Origin of the sequence: Bacteroides sp. 1001302B_160321_D4 (assembly GCF_015667765.1) — a bacterium.
Taxonomy (GTDB): Bacteria; Bacteroidota; Bacteroidia; order Bacteroidales; family Bacteroidaceae; genus Bacteroides; species Bacteroides xylanisolvens.
Genome location: NZ_JADPLO010000002.1, coordinates 25,526 through 44,109, shown reverse-complemented (window position 1 = coordinate 44,109; position 18,584 = coordinate 25,526). Strand labels below are relative to the sequence as shown.

Below are 18,584 nucleotides of genomic sequence, written 5' to 3'. Positions count from 1 at the left end.
AATGAGAAAAGTAATCATCATGTTTGCCCTCGCTATGGGCATCGCAACTGCCAACGCGCAGGAGAATGTAACCGTTGAACAGAACAACGGAAGTAATGAACAGCCGACCTTGACGAAGGAGGTCTATCCGCAGAAGGAGGCGGACGGCGACCTGTATCACGGGCTGTCGCGCAAGCTGGCCTTCGACCGCATGATACCGCCGCACGGTCTGGAAGTGACCTACGACAAGACCGTCCACGTCATTTTTCCGGCGGAGGTGCGCTATGTCGATTTAGGCTCGCCCGACCTGATTGCCGGGAAAGCCGACGGAGCGGAGAACGTCATCCGTGTGAAGGCTACGGTACGGAATTTCCCCAACGAAACGAATATGTCCGTCATCACGGAAGACGGCAGTTTCTACACCTTCAACGTGAAGTACGCCGCCGAACCGCTGTTGCTCAACGTGGAGATGTGCGACTTCATCCATGACGGCAGCACGGTGAACCGCCCGAACAACGCGCAGGAAATCTATCTGAAAGAGCTGGGCAGCGAAAGCCCGATGCTGGTGCGCCTTATCATGAAGTCCATCCACAAGCAGAACAAGCGCGAGGTGAAGCATATCGGCTGCAAGCGTTTCGGCATCCAATACCAGTTGAAAGGCATCTACACGCACAACGGCTTGCTCTATTTCCACACGGAGATAAAGAACCAGAGCAACGTGCCTTTCGATGTGGACTACATCACTTGGAAAATCGTGGACAAGAAGATGGCAAAGCGTACTGCCGTGCAGGAGCAGATTATTCTGCCGCTCCGTGCGCAGAACTACGCCACACTCGTGCCGGGCAAAAAGAGCGAGCGCACAGTCTTCACGATGGCGAAGTTCACCATCCCCGATGACAAGTGCCTCGTGGTGGAATTAAACGAGAAGAACGGCGGCCGTCACCAGTCCTTCGTGATTGAGAACGAGGATTTGGTACGCGCGGGTACCATCAATGAACTTCAAGTGCGCTGACCATGAGAAAGTACATCGCAATAATCATCGCGTCGCTTGCCCTTTTTACGGGGCAGGCGCACGCCCAGCGGTGTCTGCCGAAGATGCAGGGCATCGAGGTGAGGGCGGACATGGCGGACGGCTTCAATCCCGGCGGCAAGGGTGGCGGGTACAGTTTCGGGGCGGCACTCTCCACTTACACGAAAAAGGGGAACAAGTGGGTGTTCGGTGGCGAATACCTCCTGAAGAACAACCTCTATAAGGACACCAAGATACCCGTGGCGCAGTTCACGGCGGAGGGCGGCTATTACTTCAAGATACTGTCGGACGCCCGAAAAATCGTGTTCGTCTATGCCGGGGCTTCGGCTCTCGCCGGATATGAGTCTGTGAATTGGGGGAAGAAAGTGCTGCATGACGGCTCCACGCTGCACGACCGGGACGCCTTTATCTACGGCGGTGCGCTGACGCTCGATGTGGAGTGCTACGTGGCAGACCGTATCGCCCTACTTGCCAATCTGCGTGAGCGTTGCCTGTGGGGTGGCGACACACGGAAGTTCCACACGCAGTTCGGGGTCGGCATCAAGTTCATCATCAACTGACACGGGCATGGAACGGACGGAAATAGATGCTGTCAGACAGATGCCGCTTGCGGACTTCCTCGCACGGTTGGGGTATGAGCCTGTCAGAAGTAGCGGTAACGAGCTGTGGTATATCGCCCCGTACAGGGGCGAGCGCACACCCTCTTTCCGTGTGAACGTGGCGAAACAGCTCTGGTACGACTTCGGTTTGGGCAAGGGCGGCGACATCTTCACGCTTGCCGGGGAGTTTCTGCAAAGCGATGACTTCATGAAGCAAGCGAAGTTCATAGCGGAAGCCGCCAATATGACGGTTGCCGGATGGGAAAAGCCCGTCTATCTCTCGAAGCCGACCGAATCCGTTTTTGAGGATGTGGAGGTCGCTCCGCTGCTCCGCTCACTGCTGACGGAGTATTTAGAGGAACGGGGCATCCCTTACGCCATCGCATCCCGTCACTGCTGCCGCTTGAACTACGGTGTGCGTGGGAAACGGTATTTTGCCGTTGGCTTTCCGAACATGGCGGGTGGCTATGAAGTCAGAAGCCGATATTTCAAGGGTTGCATACCTCCGAAGTCTGTATCACTGGTAAAGGCGAATGACATCCCGGCTGACGAGTACCTCGTGTTCGAGGGCTTCATGGACTTTCTCTCCGCTGTGACGCTTGGCGTAACCGGTAACGCTGACTGTCTTGTGCTGAACTCTGTCGCCAACGTGGAGAAGGCGACGGGGATGCTGGAGGGCTACGGGCGCATCGGCTGTTTCCTCGACCGTGACGAAGCCGGACGGCGAACGCTTGCCGCACTCACCAAGCGATATGGGGAGCGTGTCACCGACCGTTCCTCCCTCTATGACGGTTGCAAGGACTTGAACGAGTACCTGCAACTGACAACGAAAAAACAGAAAAACAACCATCTAAAAATCGAAGAAAAATGAACATACAGAACAACAGAAACAAGAGAACCAACATCTTTAAGGCAGTGGCGTTATGCCTGATAGTCGCTGTGTCATTCACCCTTGTGTCGTGTGACGACGACATGGACATCCAGCAGTCCTATCCCTTCACGGTGGAGGTCATGCCCGTGCCGAATAAGGTAACAAAGGGGCAGACAGTGGAAATCCGCTGTGAACTGAAAAAGGAGGGCGACTTCGCGGGTACGCTTTATACCATCCGCTATTTCCAGTTCGAGGGGGAAGGCTCGCTCAAAATGGATAACGGCATCACCTTCCTGCCCAACGACCGCTACCTGCTGGAGAACGAAAAGTTCCGCCTGTACTACACGGCGGAGGGTGACGAAGCGCATAATTTCATCGTGGTGGTGGAGGACAATTTCAAAAATTCATACGAATTGGAATTTGACTTCAACAACCGCAATATCAAGGATGACGGTCTTACCGCCATTTCCATCGGTAACTTCAGACCCTTGCTGAAATGATGCGTGTATTCATGACAATGCTCTGTTCACTTCTGGCGGTCTGTTCCGTGTCCGCACGGATCAGCCGCCAAGAGGGAACGGACGGGCAGGCGGCAATCTACCGGCTGCCACTTTTCGAGCGGGCGGTGCGCTGCACGAAGTATTTTGAGGGCTGGCACTCGGAAAAGCACCACCCGTATGTGGGGTACGGACACCGCTTGCTGCCGGGCGAAAGGTATTCGGCACGAACCATGACAAAGCGGCAGGCTGACGCACTCCTGCGGAAAGACATGCGGAACTTCTGCGCGATGTTCCGGCAGTTCGGAAAAGACAGTCTTTTGCTTGCCACGCTTGCCTACAATGTCGGACCATACCGGCTTTTGGGGAGCGGAAAGATACCCAAAAGCTCGCTGATCCGAAAGCTGGAGGCGGGCGACAGGAACATCTACCGGGAGTATATCGCCTTCTGCAACTACAAGGGAAAACGCCACTCCATGCTGCTCAAACGGAGGAAGGCGGAGTTTGCACTGCTGTATGTACCATAAAAGGAAGTGTGCATAAAAAATCATCCCTGCTACGGAAATGTGGTGGGGATGATAATTTCATTATGAAGCTGTCATATATATTTCCGAATAACTATATTTTCTGAAATCTTTTTGTATGACATATGTAGGGTCTGGAATAAGCCCAACTAAATTTCTTAGTCTGCTTATTAGTTGCTAATTTTGCAATACTGTAAAAATTAGGACGTTTATAACTATATGGCAATAATTAATGATAAATTTAAGCGAGCAAGATTGGACCAAAGTCCATATCTGTTTCATTTCATAAATGGACGTGACCATTCTCCTTGTGATACGTTACAAAAGATTTTAGAGGAAAAACAATTGATTAGCGATAAGGGATATATTTGTTTTTCGGCATCTCCCATAACAGCGATTAAACGTTTCTTTGAAGTAAAAACCAAAAGCACCGGACAACCTATGTATTTACCATGGGGATTAGGATTTTCAAGAGATATATTAGTTCGTGATTTTGGGGCAAGAAATGTTATTTATACGGATGGTAATGAAGATATACCAGAACACTTAAAGTGGAGAACTGATATATTAAATGTGGACTCTTATGATTTTGAATATCTACGAGAGTGGAGAATCAAAGGAAAAACATTTAATTTTTCTAATTTTCCTCAAGGAGAGATTATTGTTATTGCTCCCGATATAAACTCGTTAAACCATTTGGTCGTAAAGTTTGATATGAAGTTTACACCGTATGTAAACTATTATACTGGCGATATTGAAGAAGATTGGAGTGAAGAATTTGTAAGGGAATGGAAAGGTATCTCGGTAGATAAATTAGGAGTTGATAATTTATTAGATGATTTTGCTGTATCAGGTGCTACTATTTCACAAGAAATAGGTGAAGATATGGTGAAAAAACTAATATCTGAAACTCCTTGGAATTTACTAACAAAAAAATAATATTATCATAGATTAAAACTTGTTTTTTTGTGAATGGCATCGCAGATTGGACAGAGGTTTCTTTGCTACTTTCTTTGTCCGCCATCATGCTCACCGAAAGAAAGTAGGGCGGCTCTCGCCGCCGCCACTCAAAAGCGTGTGTAAAGTCCCGTCACCATCGTGAACATTTCTTCCAGCATATCAAAATAGATGCCCTCGTGTACGGCAATGTCCTTTTCCTTGCACTCGAAAGTCTTTTTGCTGAATGTCCTGCGGTAGAACCGCATATTGTAGAGGTCTGCCCCCGCATCATAGATGATGTCAAGGCGGTTGGCACTTGTCTTGTTCCGTGTAAGGCTCATCCGTAAGCCGTTGCCCATGTCGATGAAATCACGGCTGCCCGTCATGGCGGTAAATCTTCTTCCGCCTATCTGCTGTAATATCGTCTTGGCTATCATATCCGTTGTTTTTAGGGTTTTAAGTGTTGGCGGTGCGGACACCGCCAACTCGTTCAAAATTCTCGCATCTCGGCAATGGGTGTCTGCCGTTGCAGCCACTCCATATTATACTCGCTCGTGATGACTGCCGTATGGCTGTCGGTGGCGGTGAAACGTGTGCTTTCGTAATCATCTATCCACCCTTTGAGGGTGTCCGTTCCCCACGCTTGGGCATCGTCAAAGATACCGTCCAATGTCGTGATAGGTTCGCTGAATTTGACTATCAGCGTTTGATAGGTCGTGTTCATCGGTTGCCCTCCTTTCCCTGCTTTGCGTTCAGCCACTTGTTCCTTGCGGTTCGGCACTCGTCCAATGTGGGTTTGACACAAGCGAACAGTTCTCCGTCCGTATGGCGGTAGTCGTACTGCACAAGTGTCCGCCTGCGTCTGCCGATACCCGATTGGAAACGCTCATATTTCTCCGTACCTGCTTCCGTACAGGTGCTTACTCCGTTGATGGTCATTCGTGTTGCCATAATGTTGCTTTTTATATGATTAAAAATGTACTGACAGAACTCTGTTCTTCATCACCATTTCGGGGTTGCTCGTGTAGCGTTGATGCAGGTAGAAATGGTGTTAGCTACATGTGAGCCGAAGCCGTAAAGGAAAAACTTGTCAAGTTCGTGCTTCTCGGCAAACTCCTTCACACTTTTTCTCAATCCCTCCTCACTCGTTGTGAGAGTGAGGAGGTTTACAAATTCAATGAACATCGTGGGGATTGCATCATCCCACACACAAATCATACTTTCAATTCTTACTTCCATATCAATGTTGTTTTAGGGTTTATGCTATGCCACTTTCATCCGCTCACGGATAAGGTTGGCGTTCTTGTTCACAATGTCTATGATACGTTCGTGGTATTCGGTGTCTTGGTTGTACTTGCCGTGGCACTGCACCACCTTGAGTGTCCGCAAATCCACCTCTACGGTTTCAATTATCTCACCGCCAATCCTTGCCGAGAGTATGAGGGTGTCGGCTTTCTTGTAGTATTCACTGCCGAACACGCAGATGTTCTGTGCCTTGCCCTCGCTGTAATACTCGTCTATGCTTTCAAGCACCTTGATGATTATTTCCTCGTCCGTGATTACCAATCCGAAGAATTTGGATTTGTTGGCGATGAAATCTTCCGCATCTTTTTCCCTTTGCAGTTGCCGCTGTTGCTCACGCTCACGCCTTTCAATCTCCCAGCGGCGGCGTTGCTCGGCTCGTTCCTTCTCGTGTATGGTTTCAATCTTTCGGGTTGCGTTGTCGTGTGCCGCCATGAAATCTTCGGGGCAGATGTTCTTCGGGTTGCGGAGGTCTTGACCGAGTTTGTTGAGCATACGCAGATAGTCGCACCACATGGAGAAGTTGTCTATCCGATACTTGTGACGCTTGGCAATCAGATATGATGTCCAGCATTCATCGGCAGTACGGGCATTGAAAAGAAAGTGTTTCATAACCTCAATCTCACCGCCTTTCATAAGGGTTTCAATTCTTGGGTCTGAAAGCAAGGCTTTGAAAAGACGCACGGGGGAAATGCCGTGGAAATCGCCCTTGAAGCCATTGCGTCTGAGTTGGGGTAATACCCTCATCTTGGGATATGCACAGCTTCTTGCCACAACATCATCGTATAGGCTGTTGTGCGGTCTTATCTCCATCGCGCTGCACAATGCCCATACATCGCAGTAATAGAATGTGAAGCCACGGAGCAACGCCATGTCTGTAACCTTACCGTCGGGTGAAATCCAACGCTGCACAACCTCGTGGCAGTAGAAGTGCATCGGCTCGCCTTTCCTGCTCTCGCATCTGACCTGCATCACACGGATTACCTGATAGCCTTTGCAGGTGGTTATCACGCTGAAATACTGCGTTTCCTTGTAGATACGTTTGCGTGTGTCCTGCACTTTGAGTTTGGCATGGCATTGGGGGCAGGTGCAGCCTTCAAGGGTGTCGCACAGTGCGCTGTCGCTGTGCCACTCGTGACCGCAGTCGGAGCAGGTAATGTTCCCTTTCTTGGTGCGGTAGCCGATATGTTCAACGCAGTGGCGGTATGCCCATTCAATTTGTGTCGTTGATATGGGGCGGAGGTTGGCTGAAAGTCTTGCCACCTCTTTCTGTATCTTGGTCTTCGGTTTCATAAGCCTAAATCAAATAATGAGGGTTGGGGGTGGTTTTCTTTTCTCGCTGACGGTCTGTTGCGGTTCTGCAACTTGCGGAGTTCCTCCTCTTGGTATCTGCGGACTGCATTCTGACGTGCCTCCGCCTTTTCCTCTTCTGTGAGTTCCACAACATGGTTCACCACCACTTGGCACGCCATAGGTTTGCCCACCTCTATCTCGTTTTCCTCATAGTAGTGGATGGCTTGCCCAAATATCTCTCCGTCCGTGAAGCCGCTGCAACCGCTTTTCTGCACATAGTTCAGAATGTGGGTCACGCACTCGTCTATGTTTTTGGCAGGGTTGCGGTACTTCTTCGCAAAGAGCGTATCTTCCTCAGCCCGCTGTTCCAGATACATTTGTATCGTTCTTTTGAAATGGTCTGTTCCTTTCATATCGCTGTCGTTTTTAGATTGTCTGTTTAAGTATCTCTCTCCAATAGGTCGGCTCTACCTCGCTAAGAAGGAAGTCCATGAAGTCCCTCCGTGCGTCCTTGTTCAGTTCGTGGTACAATCTTCGGAAAGTGCTAAAATTGCCGTTGATGTACGTTTCCACCATATACACGAAGATGTTGTCCACCTCGTAATATCTGCACTGCTGCGCTACCGTCTTGCTGTTTCTCTTTGCCATGTCGGTAAGGGTTAAAGGGTTAATAACCAAAGGATGAAGCCGAAGTAGGCAATGGTGGAAAGGATAGCCACGATTACACCTATCGCCACTCGGAACACTCCGTTTACAATCTCTCTGATGATGCCCCAAAGGATGCCGAACACCCCGAAGGCGGTGCGCATCATCAAGCCGCATATCGCCAACCCGATGTATTGCGCCACTTGTCTGAAATTTGCCGTTGCTGTCATATCTTCGCTGTTTTTGATTTTTTTGTTTTTTATGCGGATTCAAGAGCTGAGGGAGTTGAGTTTCAAACTATCTTATCTGCCTCTCGTTTATCCGACATTTTTTTTATGCGTCTTTCTGTCGCATCGGTCGTTTTCGTTTCGGGTGCTTGAAAAGGTAGGGATTAGGGAATGCAAGGTTTTCCGGTCAAAATACTACCCGCAGGGCTGGAGATTTTTACCGAAAACAGGAGGCTTGACCTTGCTTTCCCGTCCTATCCCGGAATTACCTTTGCGCCCAGAACGAAAATGACTGACTGATGCGGCTCACTGAAAGGCGCAAAATGGAGGTAAACGAAAACAGAGGCAGATTGGGTAGAAAAAACTTCAGGGGAAAATCCGTAAAAAGAGGAAACCGTCTGAAACCCCGTAAAAGCACCTCTTGGCATAGGCGCAAAAAGAAAGAGGCACAGCATCATCAGTCTAAACATCGTTTAGGCGTGAGGCTGTGCCTTTTTCTCCGGCTATGCGGTAGTCGGCACACGTTTGCTCAAACCCGTTTTGGGCAATGGTGTTCCGACGGACAAAACCGCTTTTACGGAAAAATCTTATGAATGAGGGGATAAAAAAATCCGGGAGTTTATATCAAAATCTCGGATTAAATAGCTACTTTTGCATACGAAGAGTTCTTTGAAGGTTACGCAACGCGCAGAAGGATAATGCAGTAGATAACTAACTAAATCGTAACCTATTACTATCAAGAGTAATTAGCCTACGCTCATTTCCAATAAATTACACTCTTTTCGTAACTTCATTACGCAAAGCTTCTGCTAAAATGTTGTTTATACTGCCAGGACGGGAAAAATAATCAATGTAAACGCTTTCTTTTCCATCTTCATTAGTTTGTGCATAACCTAACATCGAAATTAAGCAGATTGAGAACAATAGTAAAATCTTCTTCATGTTTGTTTTTCTTTTATTATTAATGAAATGTTTGTTTTTTAAGTGTTAAGAGTCACTGCGTGTTTCTCCGGTTGCAAAGTTAAGCACACATCAAGATCAATTGTATACACAATATTTACTACAACTATCCATTAAACGCATAGTATTATCCAAATATCAACGAGAAAGGAAAATATAAAAGGAATATTGCAGTATGTACGATAATATGAAGTATTTTTCTCTCATTCAAAATCTTTCCATCATTGTATTTTCTTCAGTTCCTTTGAATAAGTATAAAATAGCATTTGTTATATCCGCTAAAATTGTTACATTTGTCGAATAAAAATTGCTTCCCAACAACAATATACATGGAAACGGATTTAAAAAAGATAGTAGGACATCGGCTGCAAATGCTTCGTATGGAAAAGAATCTTACTCAAGAACAAATGGGAGAAAAGTTGAACCTGTCAACAAGTGCCTATTGTAAGATTGAGTATGGTGAAACCGACCTCACATTAACAAGGCTGAACAAAATAGCAGAAGTGCTAAATATGTCTGCATTGGAGCTATTTAATAAAATAGATGGAAATGTGTATGTCAATAACACAGGTACAATCGGGACAAATATCGGAGTCGCGAAAGATTGTAGCACTGTCCGCATCGAAGCTGCAGAGGATCTCCGTGAACTAATCAAGGCAAACAGCCGGTTTATCGAGATATTGTGCAAACGCATAGAACTTTTAGAGAATAAAGTACTGGTATAGTAACATACTCATAGAATTATTACATTAAGGTAACAATAATGAGAATGCACAGATCACCGATTAGTTATCGATTTTCTGTGCATCACTACTATTTTAAAAACACTTTTAAGACACCCTACTAAAATTCTTTATTAGGTGTAGCTTATACCCCTAACTCTTATAAAAAGGCTTACGCAAAGATATCACTCCGTAGAATATAACCGATTACATCTCCTTTACGTACATTGGTACCTTGTTGCGCACATATTTCCACCACACGTCCGGTAAATCCGGTCAGAATCTTTTCATATTCTCCCCATGGGGTAGAAAGATAACAAAAGACTTCATCATGCTGATATTTACGTCCGATGAATGGAGCAATGGATGGTCCCTCTACGGAAACTTCCCAAAGTACCTGCCCGTTATCAGGAGCAATGACCGGGTCTGCTTTGGCACGTTTCAATTTCTTAATTTCCTCTTCCGAATATCCGTTCTTTGCCATTGCTGCATCTTTAGCATGTTGTAACTCTTCCTCAAAACGCTTTTTGGCAACCCCGGACTTATAATCACGATACTGGCGATCGTGCATGGCCAGTTCGAAAAGTTCCTCGTCATCCTCTCCATATTCCCAGCCATTTTCATCCATTTCCTTTCGATATTCATCCAAAGCATCCGGATAATTCAACTGCGGGTCGGTATCGACAAATTCATATCCTTTAGATTCCGCCAACTCTATAATCTCTGGAGCGAGCTTACCCGGAAGACGTCCACTTTTACCCAGAATCATATCCCAAGTGTGGTTATCTATCATTGTCCAGCGATCTTCCCCTTTTACCTGCTGCATAAGATTCATTAATGCAACATTCTTCACATACTGGCTGAAAGGAGTCACCAAAGGAGGATACCCCAGCTTAGGCCATACATATTCCACTTCATCAAAAAGCATCACAAGCAGATCATCCAGACTAAGTTCCGGCTCATTCTTACTCCTTAATATCATATTGATACCGGAATGCACTCCTTTCAAGTCTGCCATCATGGAACCCATCATACCACCCGGTAAACCACACTTCAGTAGAAGTGAAGACATGTATTTATTGGTAGGATCCATAAAATAACCCAGAAAATCATCAATGAATTCTTGCGTCATGGCACGAGCTTTCATATATGCTTTCATATTTATGTCGGGAACCTGGAAGCCTAAATCTTTCAACATAGCCTGCACAGAGATTACGTCCGGATGCACTTTGCCCCAGGACATCGGTTCCATAGCCACATCAATGATATCCGCACCATTCTCACAAACTTCAAGAATAGAAGCCATAGACAATCCCGGTCCGCTATGACCATGATATTGAATCAATATATCCGGATGTTTCTCCTTGATAGTCCTGACCAATTCTCCTAACATACCCGGACGACCGATACCCGCCATATCCTTCAAGCATATTTCAGGTGCACCGGCCTCAATCAGTTGATCGGCAATTCGGGCATAATACTCAACAGTGTGTACGGGAGAATAGGTGATACAAAGAGTTGCCTGCGGAATCATACCTGCTTCCAAAGCATATTTAATAGAAGGAATGATATTTCTTGTTTCGTTCAGTCCACAGAAAATGCGTGTGATGTCCACTCCTTGCGCATGCTTGACTTTATACATCAATTTACGCACATCTGCCGGAACCGGATACATGCGCAACGCATTCAATCCGCGATCGAGCATATGCGTTTGAATACCCGCTTCTTTAAAAGGTGCGGTAAAAGCACGGACAGCCTTATTAGGATTTTCGCCGTACAACAGATTCACTTGCTCAAAAGCACCGCCATTCGTTTCAACTCTGGCAAAACAGCCCATCTCAATAATCAAAGGAGCGATACGAACAAGCTGATCAACCCGAGGTTGATATTTACCGGAAGATTGCCACATGTCCCGATAAACAAGACTGAATTTAATTTCCTTTTTCATCATAGCCAATAATAAGTGATTTTTTCTTCGGTTAACTTCACATATACAAATATAAAGGTTTAAACTGACATATAGTCAAACAATCACCTTAAAAAATAGATATAAAGAGATGTTTAATATCATAATGAAAGAAGGCCACCTCTAAATAGATCCATTTACTATAAATAACAAATCAAATTGTTTTATGTTCGCATTTATTCTTTTAAGAATACTAACAAGTCTGTTAGTAACAACATTGTTAGTAACAAACTTGTTAGTATTTCAAAGAATCACTATATTTGCCCAATAAGAATAATAAAGAATAGTTATGGAAAAGCCGTTTGTTTTTGGTGTAGCCACTTCCGGAGATAACTTTACAGATCGCGAAAAAGAGACTCAACGTTTACTCCTAAACTTTGCACATGGTGTAAATACAGTGCTTATTTCTCCTAGAAGATGGGGAAAAACATCACTAGTTAAGAAAGTAGCCCAGCTATCACAAGATAGCAAGAGAAAAGTGGTCTACATAGACATTTTTTCCTGTCGCACCGAAAATGAGTTTTATCGTCTCTTTGCCACTTCTATCTTAAAACAAACTTCTTCCAAATGGGAGGAATGGATAGAGAATACTAAACAATTCCTCTCACACATCAATCCCAAAATCTCTATCGGAGCAGATCCGATGAACGATTTCTCTATATCATTCGAGTACAACATGCAAAATAATACGGAGAATGACATCTTACAGTTACCCGAAAAAATTGCAATAGAGAAAGGAATACAGATAGTCATTTGCATTGATGAGTTCCAACAAATTTCGGATTTCGAAGATTCCAAAACGTTTCAGAAAAAGCTACGTAGCGTATGGCAATTACAACAACATGTCTCATATTGTCTTTTCGGAAGTAAAAAGCATTTAATGAACGAACTCTTTGAAAAGAAGAATTTACCATTCTATAAATTTGGAGATGCTATCTATCTCGCAAAAATAGAAACAAAATACTGGATTGAATATATATGCAAACGATTTGAAAATACAGGAAAACACATTTCTCCCGAACTTGCAGAAGAAATCTGCCGCCTTGTAGACAACCATTCGTCTTATGTACAGCAACTTTCCTGGCTACTTTGGATACGTACCATTAATACGGCAACCACAGAACAACTTTCTTATGCATTGGAAGACCTACTCGACCAAAACAATATTCTATTCCAAAGTGAAACAGAAAACCTTTCTGCCTATCAAATGAATTTTCTAAAAGCAATTGTTGATGGAATACACACTAAATTCAGCAGCAAAGAAGTCATTTCAAAATACAATTTAGGAACATCGGCCAATATTGTCCGCTTAAAAAATGCATTACTACAAAAGGAGCTCATAGAGACAAATGGAAAAGAGATAGTTCTTGCAGATCCAGTATTTGGAGTATGGTTTAAAAAAGAAATGCTTTACTGACATATATACAATAAAAGATGCACAGATTGCCGATCATAAATCGATTCTCTGTGCATCACTACTACTCTAAAGACACTTTTAAGACAAAACTAACTAAATTATGGAAGAATATATAATACCGCGCAGAAAACGTATCCCATACGGCATGATGAACTTCGCAGTAATCCGCCGCGACGACTGTTACTATGTGGACAAAATCCGGTTTATCCCCATGATAGAAGAGGCAGACAAGTTTTTCTTCTTTATTCGCCCGTGCCGTTTCGGCAAAAGTCTTACAGTAAATATGTTGCAACATTATTATGATATACTTGCCAAGAATAAGTTCGATGCCCTGTTTGACGACCTTTACATCGGAAAACACCCTACCCCCTGACCGGAACAGGTATTTGGTGCTGTATCTCAACTTCTCCGGAATAGTCGGTGAACTGCACAACTACCGAAAGAGGCTGGATGCGCATTGTGGCACCACCTTTGAGAACTTCTGCAAAATATATGCCGACTATCTGCCACAAGATACGGTGGACGAATTGATAGAAATAATAAAACCCTGGTATGACAACTACTGCTTTACGGAAGAATGTTATGGCGAAACCACCATGCACAACTCAAATATGGTGCTCTACTTCGTCAAGAATTATATTCAACGAGGCAAAGCACCCAGGGATCACCAACCCCGACAACTTTGTGAGCCTGCTCTATTATTTCGGCATGCTTACTATCAGTGGTATGTATGAAGGAAAGACTAAACTTACCATCCCCAATCAGGTAGTCCGCGAACAAATCTACACCTATCTGCTGAGTACTTATGACGAAGCCGATCTCAGTTTCAGCGGTTACGAGAAGAACGAACTGCCAGCACCCTTGCCTACCACGCTAACTGGAAAGCCTATTTCGGTTATATTGCCGACTGCCTGAAACGTTACACTTCCCAACGCGACAAACAGAAAGGTGAACTTTTTGTCCACGGCTTTACGCTTGCCATGACGGCACAGAACCGCTTCTACCGTCCCATTTCCGAACAGGATACACAGGCAGGATATGTCGATATTTTCCTCTGTCCGCTACTGGATATCTATTCTGGCATGAAGCACAGCTACATTGTAGAACTGAAATACGCCAAATATAAAGACCCCGAAAGCCGTGTGGAAGAACTGCGTCTGGAAGGGATTACACAAGCTAACCGCTATGCAGAAACCGAGACGGTGAAGAATGCGGTCGATGCCACACAACTTCATAAGATTGTGGTGGTGTATAAGGGAATGGATATGCCGGTATGTGAAGAAATTTAAAGCAAACTCAGCAATAAAGCTATACAGAATCTCGAACATCACTGGGAATGGAAGCATATTGTGCCCGTTAACAGTGAAAATCCGTAAAAGAATTCAAAAGAGAAACAAATACAACAAAATTATTTGGAAAGGGCAAGAAGAAGGCTTATATTTGTCATGTGATTTTTTTCATAGTATTAGATTTAAGGTTAACAAAGGTTGGAGCAAGGCGTTGCTCCTTTTTTTATGTCTTATTCCCTGCCGCCAACAGTTTCCCGAACAAATTCAGAATCCCCGCTACACTCTCTTTATCAGATACAGGTATCCGAATACTAGTCCGGCCTGTCTCCTTATCTTCCTCTACAATAGAATCAACCAATCTCTGAGTAGCTTCCGGCGAACTAAGCGTACGTGCCAGTCCGCTAAGGAAAGAAAATCCCTGCTGAAGCAATTGCTCCGGATTATTATCTGCCGCAGATACAGAAGACTTCTTTTCCGTACTCACCTCTGTTACTCCTTCTTCAGGTGTTTCTTCCTCAAGCAATGCCAATGAATCCGTGTCCGTCGTTTGCAAAACAGCCGTTTCCCCCACAACTTTCTCTTCATTATCATTCAAATCAATACTGCAGCCCGCCATACGATTATGCGCTCCGTCCACTTCTTCAGACGGTTCGGCCACCACCTTGAGACTATCCATCATCTTGTCGAACTTGCTGTTTTCCAAGAAGATGGTATCTTCACCATTATCAAGGATACCCTCAAAAAGAGAAGTTTTGAAGTTGAGGGTAGACAACATCCTCTCTTCAATAGTCTGGCTGGCAACAAGATTGATAACCTGGATATTCTTTTTCTGACCGATACGATAAATACGGGCAATACGCTGTTCGAGAACGGCCGGATTCCAAGGCAAATCGAGATTGATAAGTATAGACGCAACTTGCAGATTCAGCCCTGTACTTCCGGCATCAGTTGACAGAAAGACACGGCTTTCCGGCAGTTCGGTAAAGTTATCCGTCAGATTTTTACGGGCTTCGGAAGGAATCCCCCCATGAAGATACTCATACCGGACACCTAAAACGTCCAGTTCTTTCGCTATCAGACGAGTCATCCTCTCCCATTGGCTGAAAATAACCACCTTCTCATCTCCACTCTCAAAGACATTCCTGAGAATATTCAGCGTTTCCTCCACCTTCGTATCATAACGGGTTTTCTGGTCAAGAATATAAGTGCTGTCGCAAAGCATACGCATCTGGCTAAGCATCAACAATAGCCGCTTCCGGTCTTTCTCACTCAGGAAACGGGTTTTCGTCCATTTGAATACTAGTTGCGACACGATAGACTGATATTCATCATGCATATTCCTCTGTTGCTCAGTCATCGGCACAAACAGAACTTTATCCATCCGCCCGGGCAACTGGAGAGCTACATCTTTTTTCCGGCGGCGAATCAGTACGTTCTTCATCTGCTCGCCAATGGCATTCAGATTCTTGTAAGAAACCACCTTACCCGTATCCGACCGGACAACAGTCTGGTCAAGAAACTGATAATAAGGTCCCAAACAAAACTGGTCGACAAACTGCATGATGGAATAAAGTTCCTCCAACTTATTCTCCAATGGAGTACCGGATAAAATAACCGAATAATCCGACTCAATATGACGGGCTGCTTTGGATATTTGAGTATTCCAGTTCTTCAGACGCTGCACTTCATCCATGATAAGGAAATCAGTATGAAGAGACTTCAAGATTTTAATATCATTGCACACACTGTTGTAAGACACTATCTTATAAAATTCTTCCGCTCCATATAGCACTTTCCTGGTCAGGTGATTTCCTTCTACCACAATAGCCTTGGCATCGGTAAAACGCTCTATTTCCTTTTTCCATTGATATTTCAATGATGTAGGGCATATAATCAGAGCGGAAGATATAAACTGATGCTTCCTCATCAGTTCAGCCGTTCCAATAGCCTGGATAGTTTTGCCCAGTCCCATTTCATCCGCGATGATAGATTTTCCGGCACGAAAAGCAAAACGGATTCCTTCTTTCTGATAAGGGTAAAGTTTTGTTTTCAGCAATGTGTCCAATGCTGTGTCCGAAGCATAGTCCGGTAGCAATTGCGACCGCCGCCGCAAATCACGCTGTTCAAGTATAAATCCCAGTGCGTCGGGATACCAACGGAATGTGTTATTCAGGCGGGTAGCAGCCCTCAAGAATTCAGTTATCGAGTCAATGGCGGCAGGGCGCATCACTCCGTCGGGAGTAAAATAAGGACTTGCCAGTTTGCGGAACTCCTCCTCATTGTCCGTACCGATTCGCAAGCAAACTTTACGCTCTCCCTGATAAGACAGGTATACGGAAGAATACGGTGGCGTGACACGGCAAACTTTACGTCTTTTCTCTCTAATCCATAGTTTGACTCCTTCCAAATGTTTGCAAGTACCCAATTGGCTTGCCTTAAAATCCATACACGAACAATAATTCCAAGGACTCTGATGTCCTCTATATACCACATTATATTCATTGCCGGATGTAGGATTTATCACCGTATAATAACCGGGATATTCTTTTTTGTCTCTCTCAAATATTACAAACTTCTCTTTCATTGCCGCCTGCCTCCGCAAAGCAATCTGCCAGTCTTGCAAAGTCATATTGTCCGGTCGATAATGATAAGAAACTTTATTCACTGTGCTTTTCGTCTTTTTATCTGCTTTTGTCTTTTTTGCCATGCTCATTGTACCTTCGAAATTTTGCCAAAAATACGAAAAGGTTTCTGTTTCTCCACAATATAAAGTATACAAATTATCAGGAAATTACTATAATAACTGGTACATTCCCCCTACCAACACACGAACTACACCTTTCATTTCAAGCTCGAAAAGAATCGTATTCATTTTCTGCACGGGAATATCCGCTTCAACTACTAATGTATTAATCTGTAAATCGCCTCGTTTCTCAAGAATTTCAATAACCTTTTGCTCCTCTTCAGACAAATCAAGAAAAAGACTACGCTGCACATTTGCCACTTTTGCCGAATGAGCACTAACCTCCCAGCCCATAGCCTTCACAAAATCTTCGGCTGATAATAACAAAGAAGCTCTGTTTTCTCTGATTAACAGGTTGCATCCTTTTGAATATTCATCATTCACGCGACCGGGGAAAGCGAAACAGTCGCGATGATAACCTTCGGCAAGTTCGGCTGTAATCAGTGAACCGCCTTTCTCTGCTGATTCAATGACAATTGTAGCATCACACACACCGGCGACAATACGGTTACGGCTGACAAAGTTATGCCGGTCGGGATTGGTGCCGGACAGAAATTCGGTCAGTAATCCCCCTTTTTCAAGCATGTCAACAGCTGTTTTCCGGTGGACATGAGGATAAATACGATCCAGCCCATGAGCTAAAACACCTACTGTAGGTAATTCATTGGCCAAAGCTTCACGATGCGCATGAATATCGATTCCATAAGCAAGACCGCTGACTACAAGCACTTCAGGACAAAGTGCTTTCAGATCCCGCAGAAAAGAGGCGCAGATTTGTGTCCCATAATCAGTAGCATTACGGGTTCCTACCATATTCAGGATATGAAGGGAATTTAGATCGGTATTTCCTTTAAAGAAAAGAACAATAGGGGCATCTTCACATTCCCGCAAACGGGAAGGATAAGCCTCATCATGAAAAGACAGACAAGAGATCCGATTCTTCCGGATAAATTCATATTCTTGTTCGGCGCGGAGCACAGCTTGTGGACAATCCAATGCCTCTATCACCCGTTGACTTACTTCTGGAATACGTTCCGGTATTTCTTTGCGCAAACGGAAGACATCAACGGCATTACCCATTCCATCTATCAAATGTTTTGCTCCTATGTGCCCGATACCGGGCACCATTGTCAGAGCAATACTATAAATTTGTTCTTCTTCGGAGCTGTTCATTTCAGGTAAGGCGCAAAGACATTATCGAACAATTCGCTGTCACTTAAACGTCCGTTTACCACACATACCGTCTCAACAGTGGATTTCACTACTACTTTATTATCATTCTTACGGAAGATATCCTGATAAAACACATATTTGATACCTTCCTTTTTCATATATAGTTTCGAGACAAACTCATCTCCGCTTTTCAATGGAGTCTTGAATGCCATACTAATACGTGCCACTACCGGATCAACTCCCTGCTCATGAAGTGCAGCAAAACTGATACCCACCGAAGTCAGAAACTCGTGACGGGTATGTTCCAGATAGTGCTGATAATTGGCATTATTGACAATACCTTGAAGGTCACATTCGTAATCGCGAACCTTCATTTCCAATTCATAGATATAGTTCATTTAAATTGAG

Annotated in this window: 20 protein-coding genes and 2 pseudogenes; 9 read left to right on the top strand and 13 right to left on the bottom strand. The window is 44.7% G+C overall.

Translation table 11 applies throughout. The features are described from left to right. Nucleotide 1: 1 nt before the first annotated feature. The 6 genes from traN to KFO40_RS00970 all read left to right on the top strand — a co-directional run bounded on the left by traN (nucleotide 2) and on the right by KFO40_RS00970 (nucleotide 4,439). Nucleotides 2-991, top strand: coding sequence for a conjugative transposon protein TraN (traN, locus tag KFO40_RS00995; protein ID WP_009017930.1), 990 nt, complete (start codon nucleotides 2-4; stop codon nucleotides 989-991). Between the two features lie 2 nt (nucleotides 992-993). After that, the gene (locus KFO40_RS00990; RefSeq protein ID WP_008675852.1) at nucleotides 994-1,569 is read left to right on the top strand and encodes a conjugal transfer protein TraO; all 576 of its coding nucleotides are present in this window, start codon (nucleotides 994-996) and stop codon (nucleotides 1,567-1,569) included. A 7-nt stretch (nucleotides 1,570-1,576) separates the two neighbouring features. Next, entirely contained in the window at nucleotides 1,577-2,479 is a 903-nt protein-coding gene (locus tag KFO40_RS00985) for a toprim domain-containing protein (RefSeq protein WP_009017929.1), read from the top strand. Beyond that, nucleotides 2,476-2,979: a DUF3872 domain-containing protein gene (locus KFO40_RS00980; RefSeq protein ID WP_008674615.1), complete on the top strand. Its 504-nt coding sequence runs from the start codon at nucleotides 2,476-2,478 to the stop codon at nucleotides 2,977-2,979. Before KFO40_RS00985 ends, KFO40_RS00980 begins: the two co-directional genes overlap by 4 nt. Then, on the top strand, nucleotides 2,976-3,503 hold the full coding sequence (locus KFO40_RS00975; RefSeq protein WP_008674613.1) for a glycoside hydrolase family protein: 528 nt from the start codon (nucleotides 2,976-2,978) through the stop codon (nucleotides 3,501-3,503). Before KFO40_RS00980 ends, KFO40_RS00975 begins: the two co-directional genes overlap by 4 nt. A 216-nt stretch (nucleotides 3,504-3,719) precedes the next feature. Continuing rightward, on the top strand, nucleotides 3,720-4,439 hold the full coding sequence (locus KFO40_RS00970) for a hypothetical protein (protein WP_008674611.1): 720 nt from the start codon (nucleotides 3,720-3,722) through the stop codon (nucleotides 4,437-4,439). Between the two features lie 128 nt (nucleotides 4,440-4,567). Here KFO40_RS00970 and KFO40_RS00965 read toward each other — a convergent pair whose 3' ends face one another. The 9 genes and pseudogenes from KFO40_RS00965 to KFO40_RS00925 all read right to left on the bottom strand — a co-directional run bounded on the left by KFO40_RS00965 (nucleotide 4,568) and on the right by KFO40_RS00925 (nucleotide 8,848). Further along, nucleotides 4,568-4,876 carry a hypothetical protein gene (locus tag KFO40_RS00965; protein WP_005796903.1) on the bottom strand — a complete coding sequence of 103 codons (309 nt, stop codon included), beginning with the start codon at nucleotides 4,874-4,876 and terminating at the stop codon, nucleotides 4,568-4,570. Nucleotides 4,877-4,929: 53 nt separating this feature from the next. Then, the gene (locus KFO40_RS00960) at nucleotides 4,930-5,163 is read right to left on the bottom strand and encodes a DUF6956 domain-containing protein (RefSeq protein ID WP_005861653.1); all 234 of its coding nucleotides are present in this window, start codon (nucleotides 5,161-5,163) and stop codon (nucleotides 4,930-4,932) included. Beyond that, the gene (locus tag KFO40_RS00955) at nucleotides 5,160-5,390 is read right to left on the bottom strand and encodes a DUF3873 domain-containing protein (RefSeq protein WP_005861651.1); all 231 of its coding nucleotides are present in this window, start codon (nucleotides 5,388-5,390) and stop codon (nucleotides 5,160-5,162) included. Before KFO40_RS00955 ends, KFO40_RS00960 begins: the two co-directional genes overlap by 4 nt. Nucleotides 5,391-5,409: 19 nt before the next feature. After that, a pseudogene (locus tag KFO40_RS00950) lies at nucleotides 5,410-5,678 on the bottom strand (hypothetical protein). Between the two features lie 24 nt (nucleotides 5,679-5,702). Continuing rightward, nucleotides 5,703-7,034 (bottom strand): PcfJ domain-containing protein, encoded by a 1,332-nt coding sequence (locus tag KFO40_RS00945; protein ID WP_005861643.1) that lies wholly within the window; start codon nucleotides 7,032-7,034, stop codon nucleotides 5,703-5,705. Then, on the bottom strand, nucleotides 7,031-7,447 hold the full coding sequence (locus KFO40_RS00940; protein ID WP_005861640.1) for a PcfK-like family protein: 417 nt from the start codon (nucleotides 7,445-7,447) through the stop codon (nucleotides 7,031-7,033). The genes KFO40_RS00945 and KFO40_RS00940 overlap by 4 nt, the downstream gene beginning before the upstream one ends. A gap of 13 nt (nucleotides 7,448-7,460) precedes the next feature. Further along, nucleotides 7,461-7,682 (bottom strand): hypothetical protein, encoded by a 222-nt coding sequence (locus KFO40_RS00935; RefSeq protein ID WP_005796897.1) that lies wholly within the window; start codon nucleotides 7,680-7,682, stop codon nucleotides 7,461-7,463. Nucleotides 7,683-7,693: 11 nt separating this feature from the next. After that, complete coding sequence (locus KFO40_RS00930; RefSeq protein ID WP_005861638.1) at nucleotides 7,694-7,909, bottom strand: hypothetical protein; 216 nt, start codon at nucleotides 7,907-7,909, stop codon at nucleotides 7,694-7,696. Between the two features lie 768 nt (nucleotides 7,910-8,677). After that, a complete protein-coding gene (locus tag KFO40_RS00925) occupies nucleotides 8,678-8,848 on the bottom strand; it encodes a hypothetical protein (RefSeq protein WP_248005546.1) in 171 nt (56 codons plus the stop codon). Between the two features lie 347 nt (nucleotides 8,849-9,195). On the opposite strand from KFO40_RS00925, the gene KFO40_RS00920 reads away from it, so the two are divergent. Continuing rightward, entirely contained in the window at nucleotides 9,196-9,591 is a 396-nt protein-coding gene (locus KFO40_RS00920) for a helix-turn-helix domain-containing protein (protein WP_004312261.1), read from the top strand. A gap of 169 nt (nucleotides 9,592-9,760) precedes the next feature. Here the strand turns inward: KFO40_RS00920 and KFO40_RS00915 are convergent, their stop codons facing one another. Next, nucleotides 9,761-11,536, bottom strand: coding sequence for an oxaloacetate decarboxylase (locus KFO40_RS00915; RefSeq protein WP_117809049.1), 1,776 nt, complete (start codon nucleotides 11,534-11,536; stop codon nucleotides 9,761-9,763). Between the two features lie 307 nt (nucleotides 11,537-11,843). Between KFO40_RS00915 and KFO40_RS00910 the strand changes: the two genes are divergently transcribed. Together KFO40_RS00910 and KFO40_RS00905 are read left to right on the top strand one after the other, a co-directional pair. Then, nucleotides 11,844-12,971 (top strand): AAA family ATPase, encoded by a 1,128-nt coding sequence (locus KFO40_RS00910; protein ID WP_004317037.1) that lies wholly within the window; start codon nucleotides 11,844-11,846, stop codon nucleotides 12,969-12,971. Between the two features lie 145 nt (nucleotides 12,972-13,116). Further along, nucleotides 13,117-14,260, top strand: a pseudogene (locus KFO40_RS00905) (AAA family ATPase). Nucleotides 14,261-14,483: 223 nt separating this feature from the next. Here the strand turns inward: KFO40_RS00905 and KFO40_RS00900 are convergent. The 3 genes from KFO40_RS00900 to KFO40_RS00890 all read right to left on the bottom strand — a co-directional run bounded on the left by KFO40_RS00900 (nucleotide 14,484) and on the right by KFO40_RS00890 (nucleotide 18,574). Beyond that, the gene (locus KFO40_RS00900; protein ID WP_074704580.1) at nucleotides 14,484-16,967 is read right to left on the bottom strand and encodes a DEAD/DEAH box helicase; all 2,484 of its coding nucleotides are present in this window, start codon (nucleotides 16,965-16,967) and stop codon (nucleotides 14,484-14,486) included. Nucleotides 16,968-17,054: 87 nt separating this feature from the next. Beyond that, the gene (gene dprA / locus KFO40_RS00895; RefSeq protein ID WP_192923122.1) at nucleotides 17,055-18,176 is read right to left on the bottom strand and encodes a DNA-processing protein DprA; all 1,122 of its coding nucleotides are present in this window, start codon (nucleotides 18,174-18,176) and stop codon (nucleotides 17,055-17,057) included. Next, a complete protein-coding gene (locus tag KFO40_RS00890; RefSeq protein WP_128859559.1) occupies nucleotides 18,173-18,574 on the bottom strand; it encodes an acyl-CoA thioesterase in 402 nt (133 codons plus the stop codon). Before KFO40_RS00890 ends, dprA begins: the two co-directional genes overlap by 4 nt. Nucleotides 18,575-18,584: the final 10 nt, after the last annotated feature.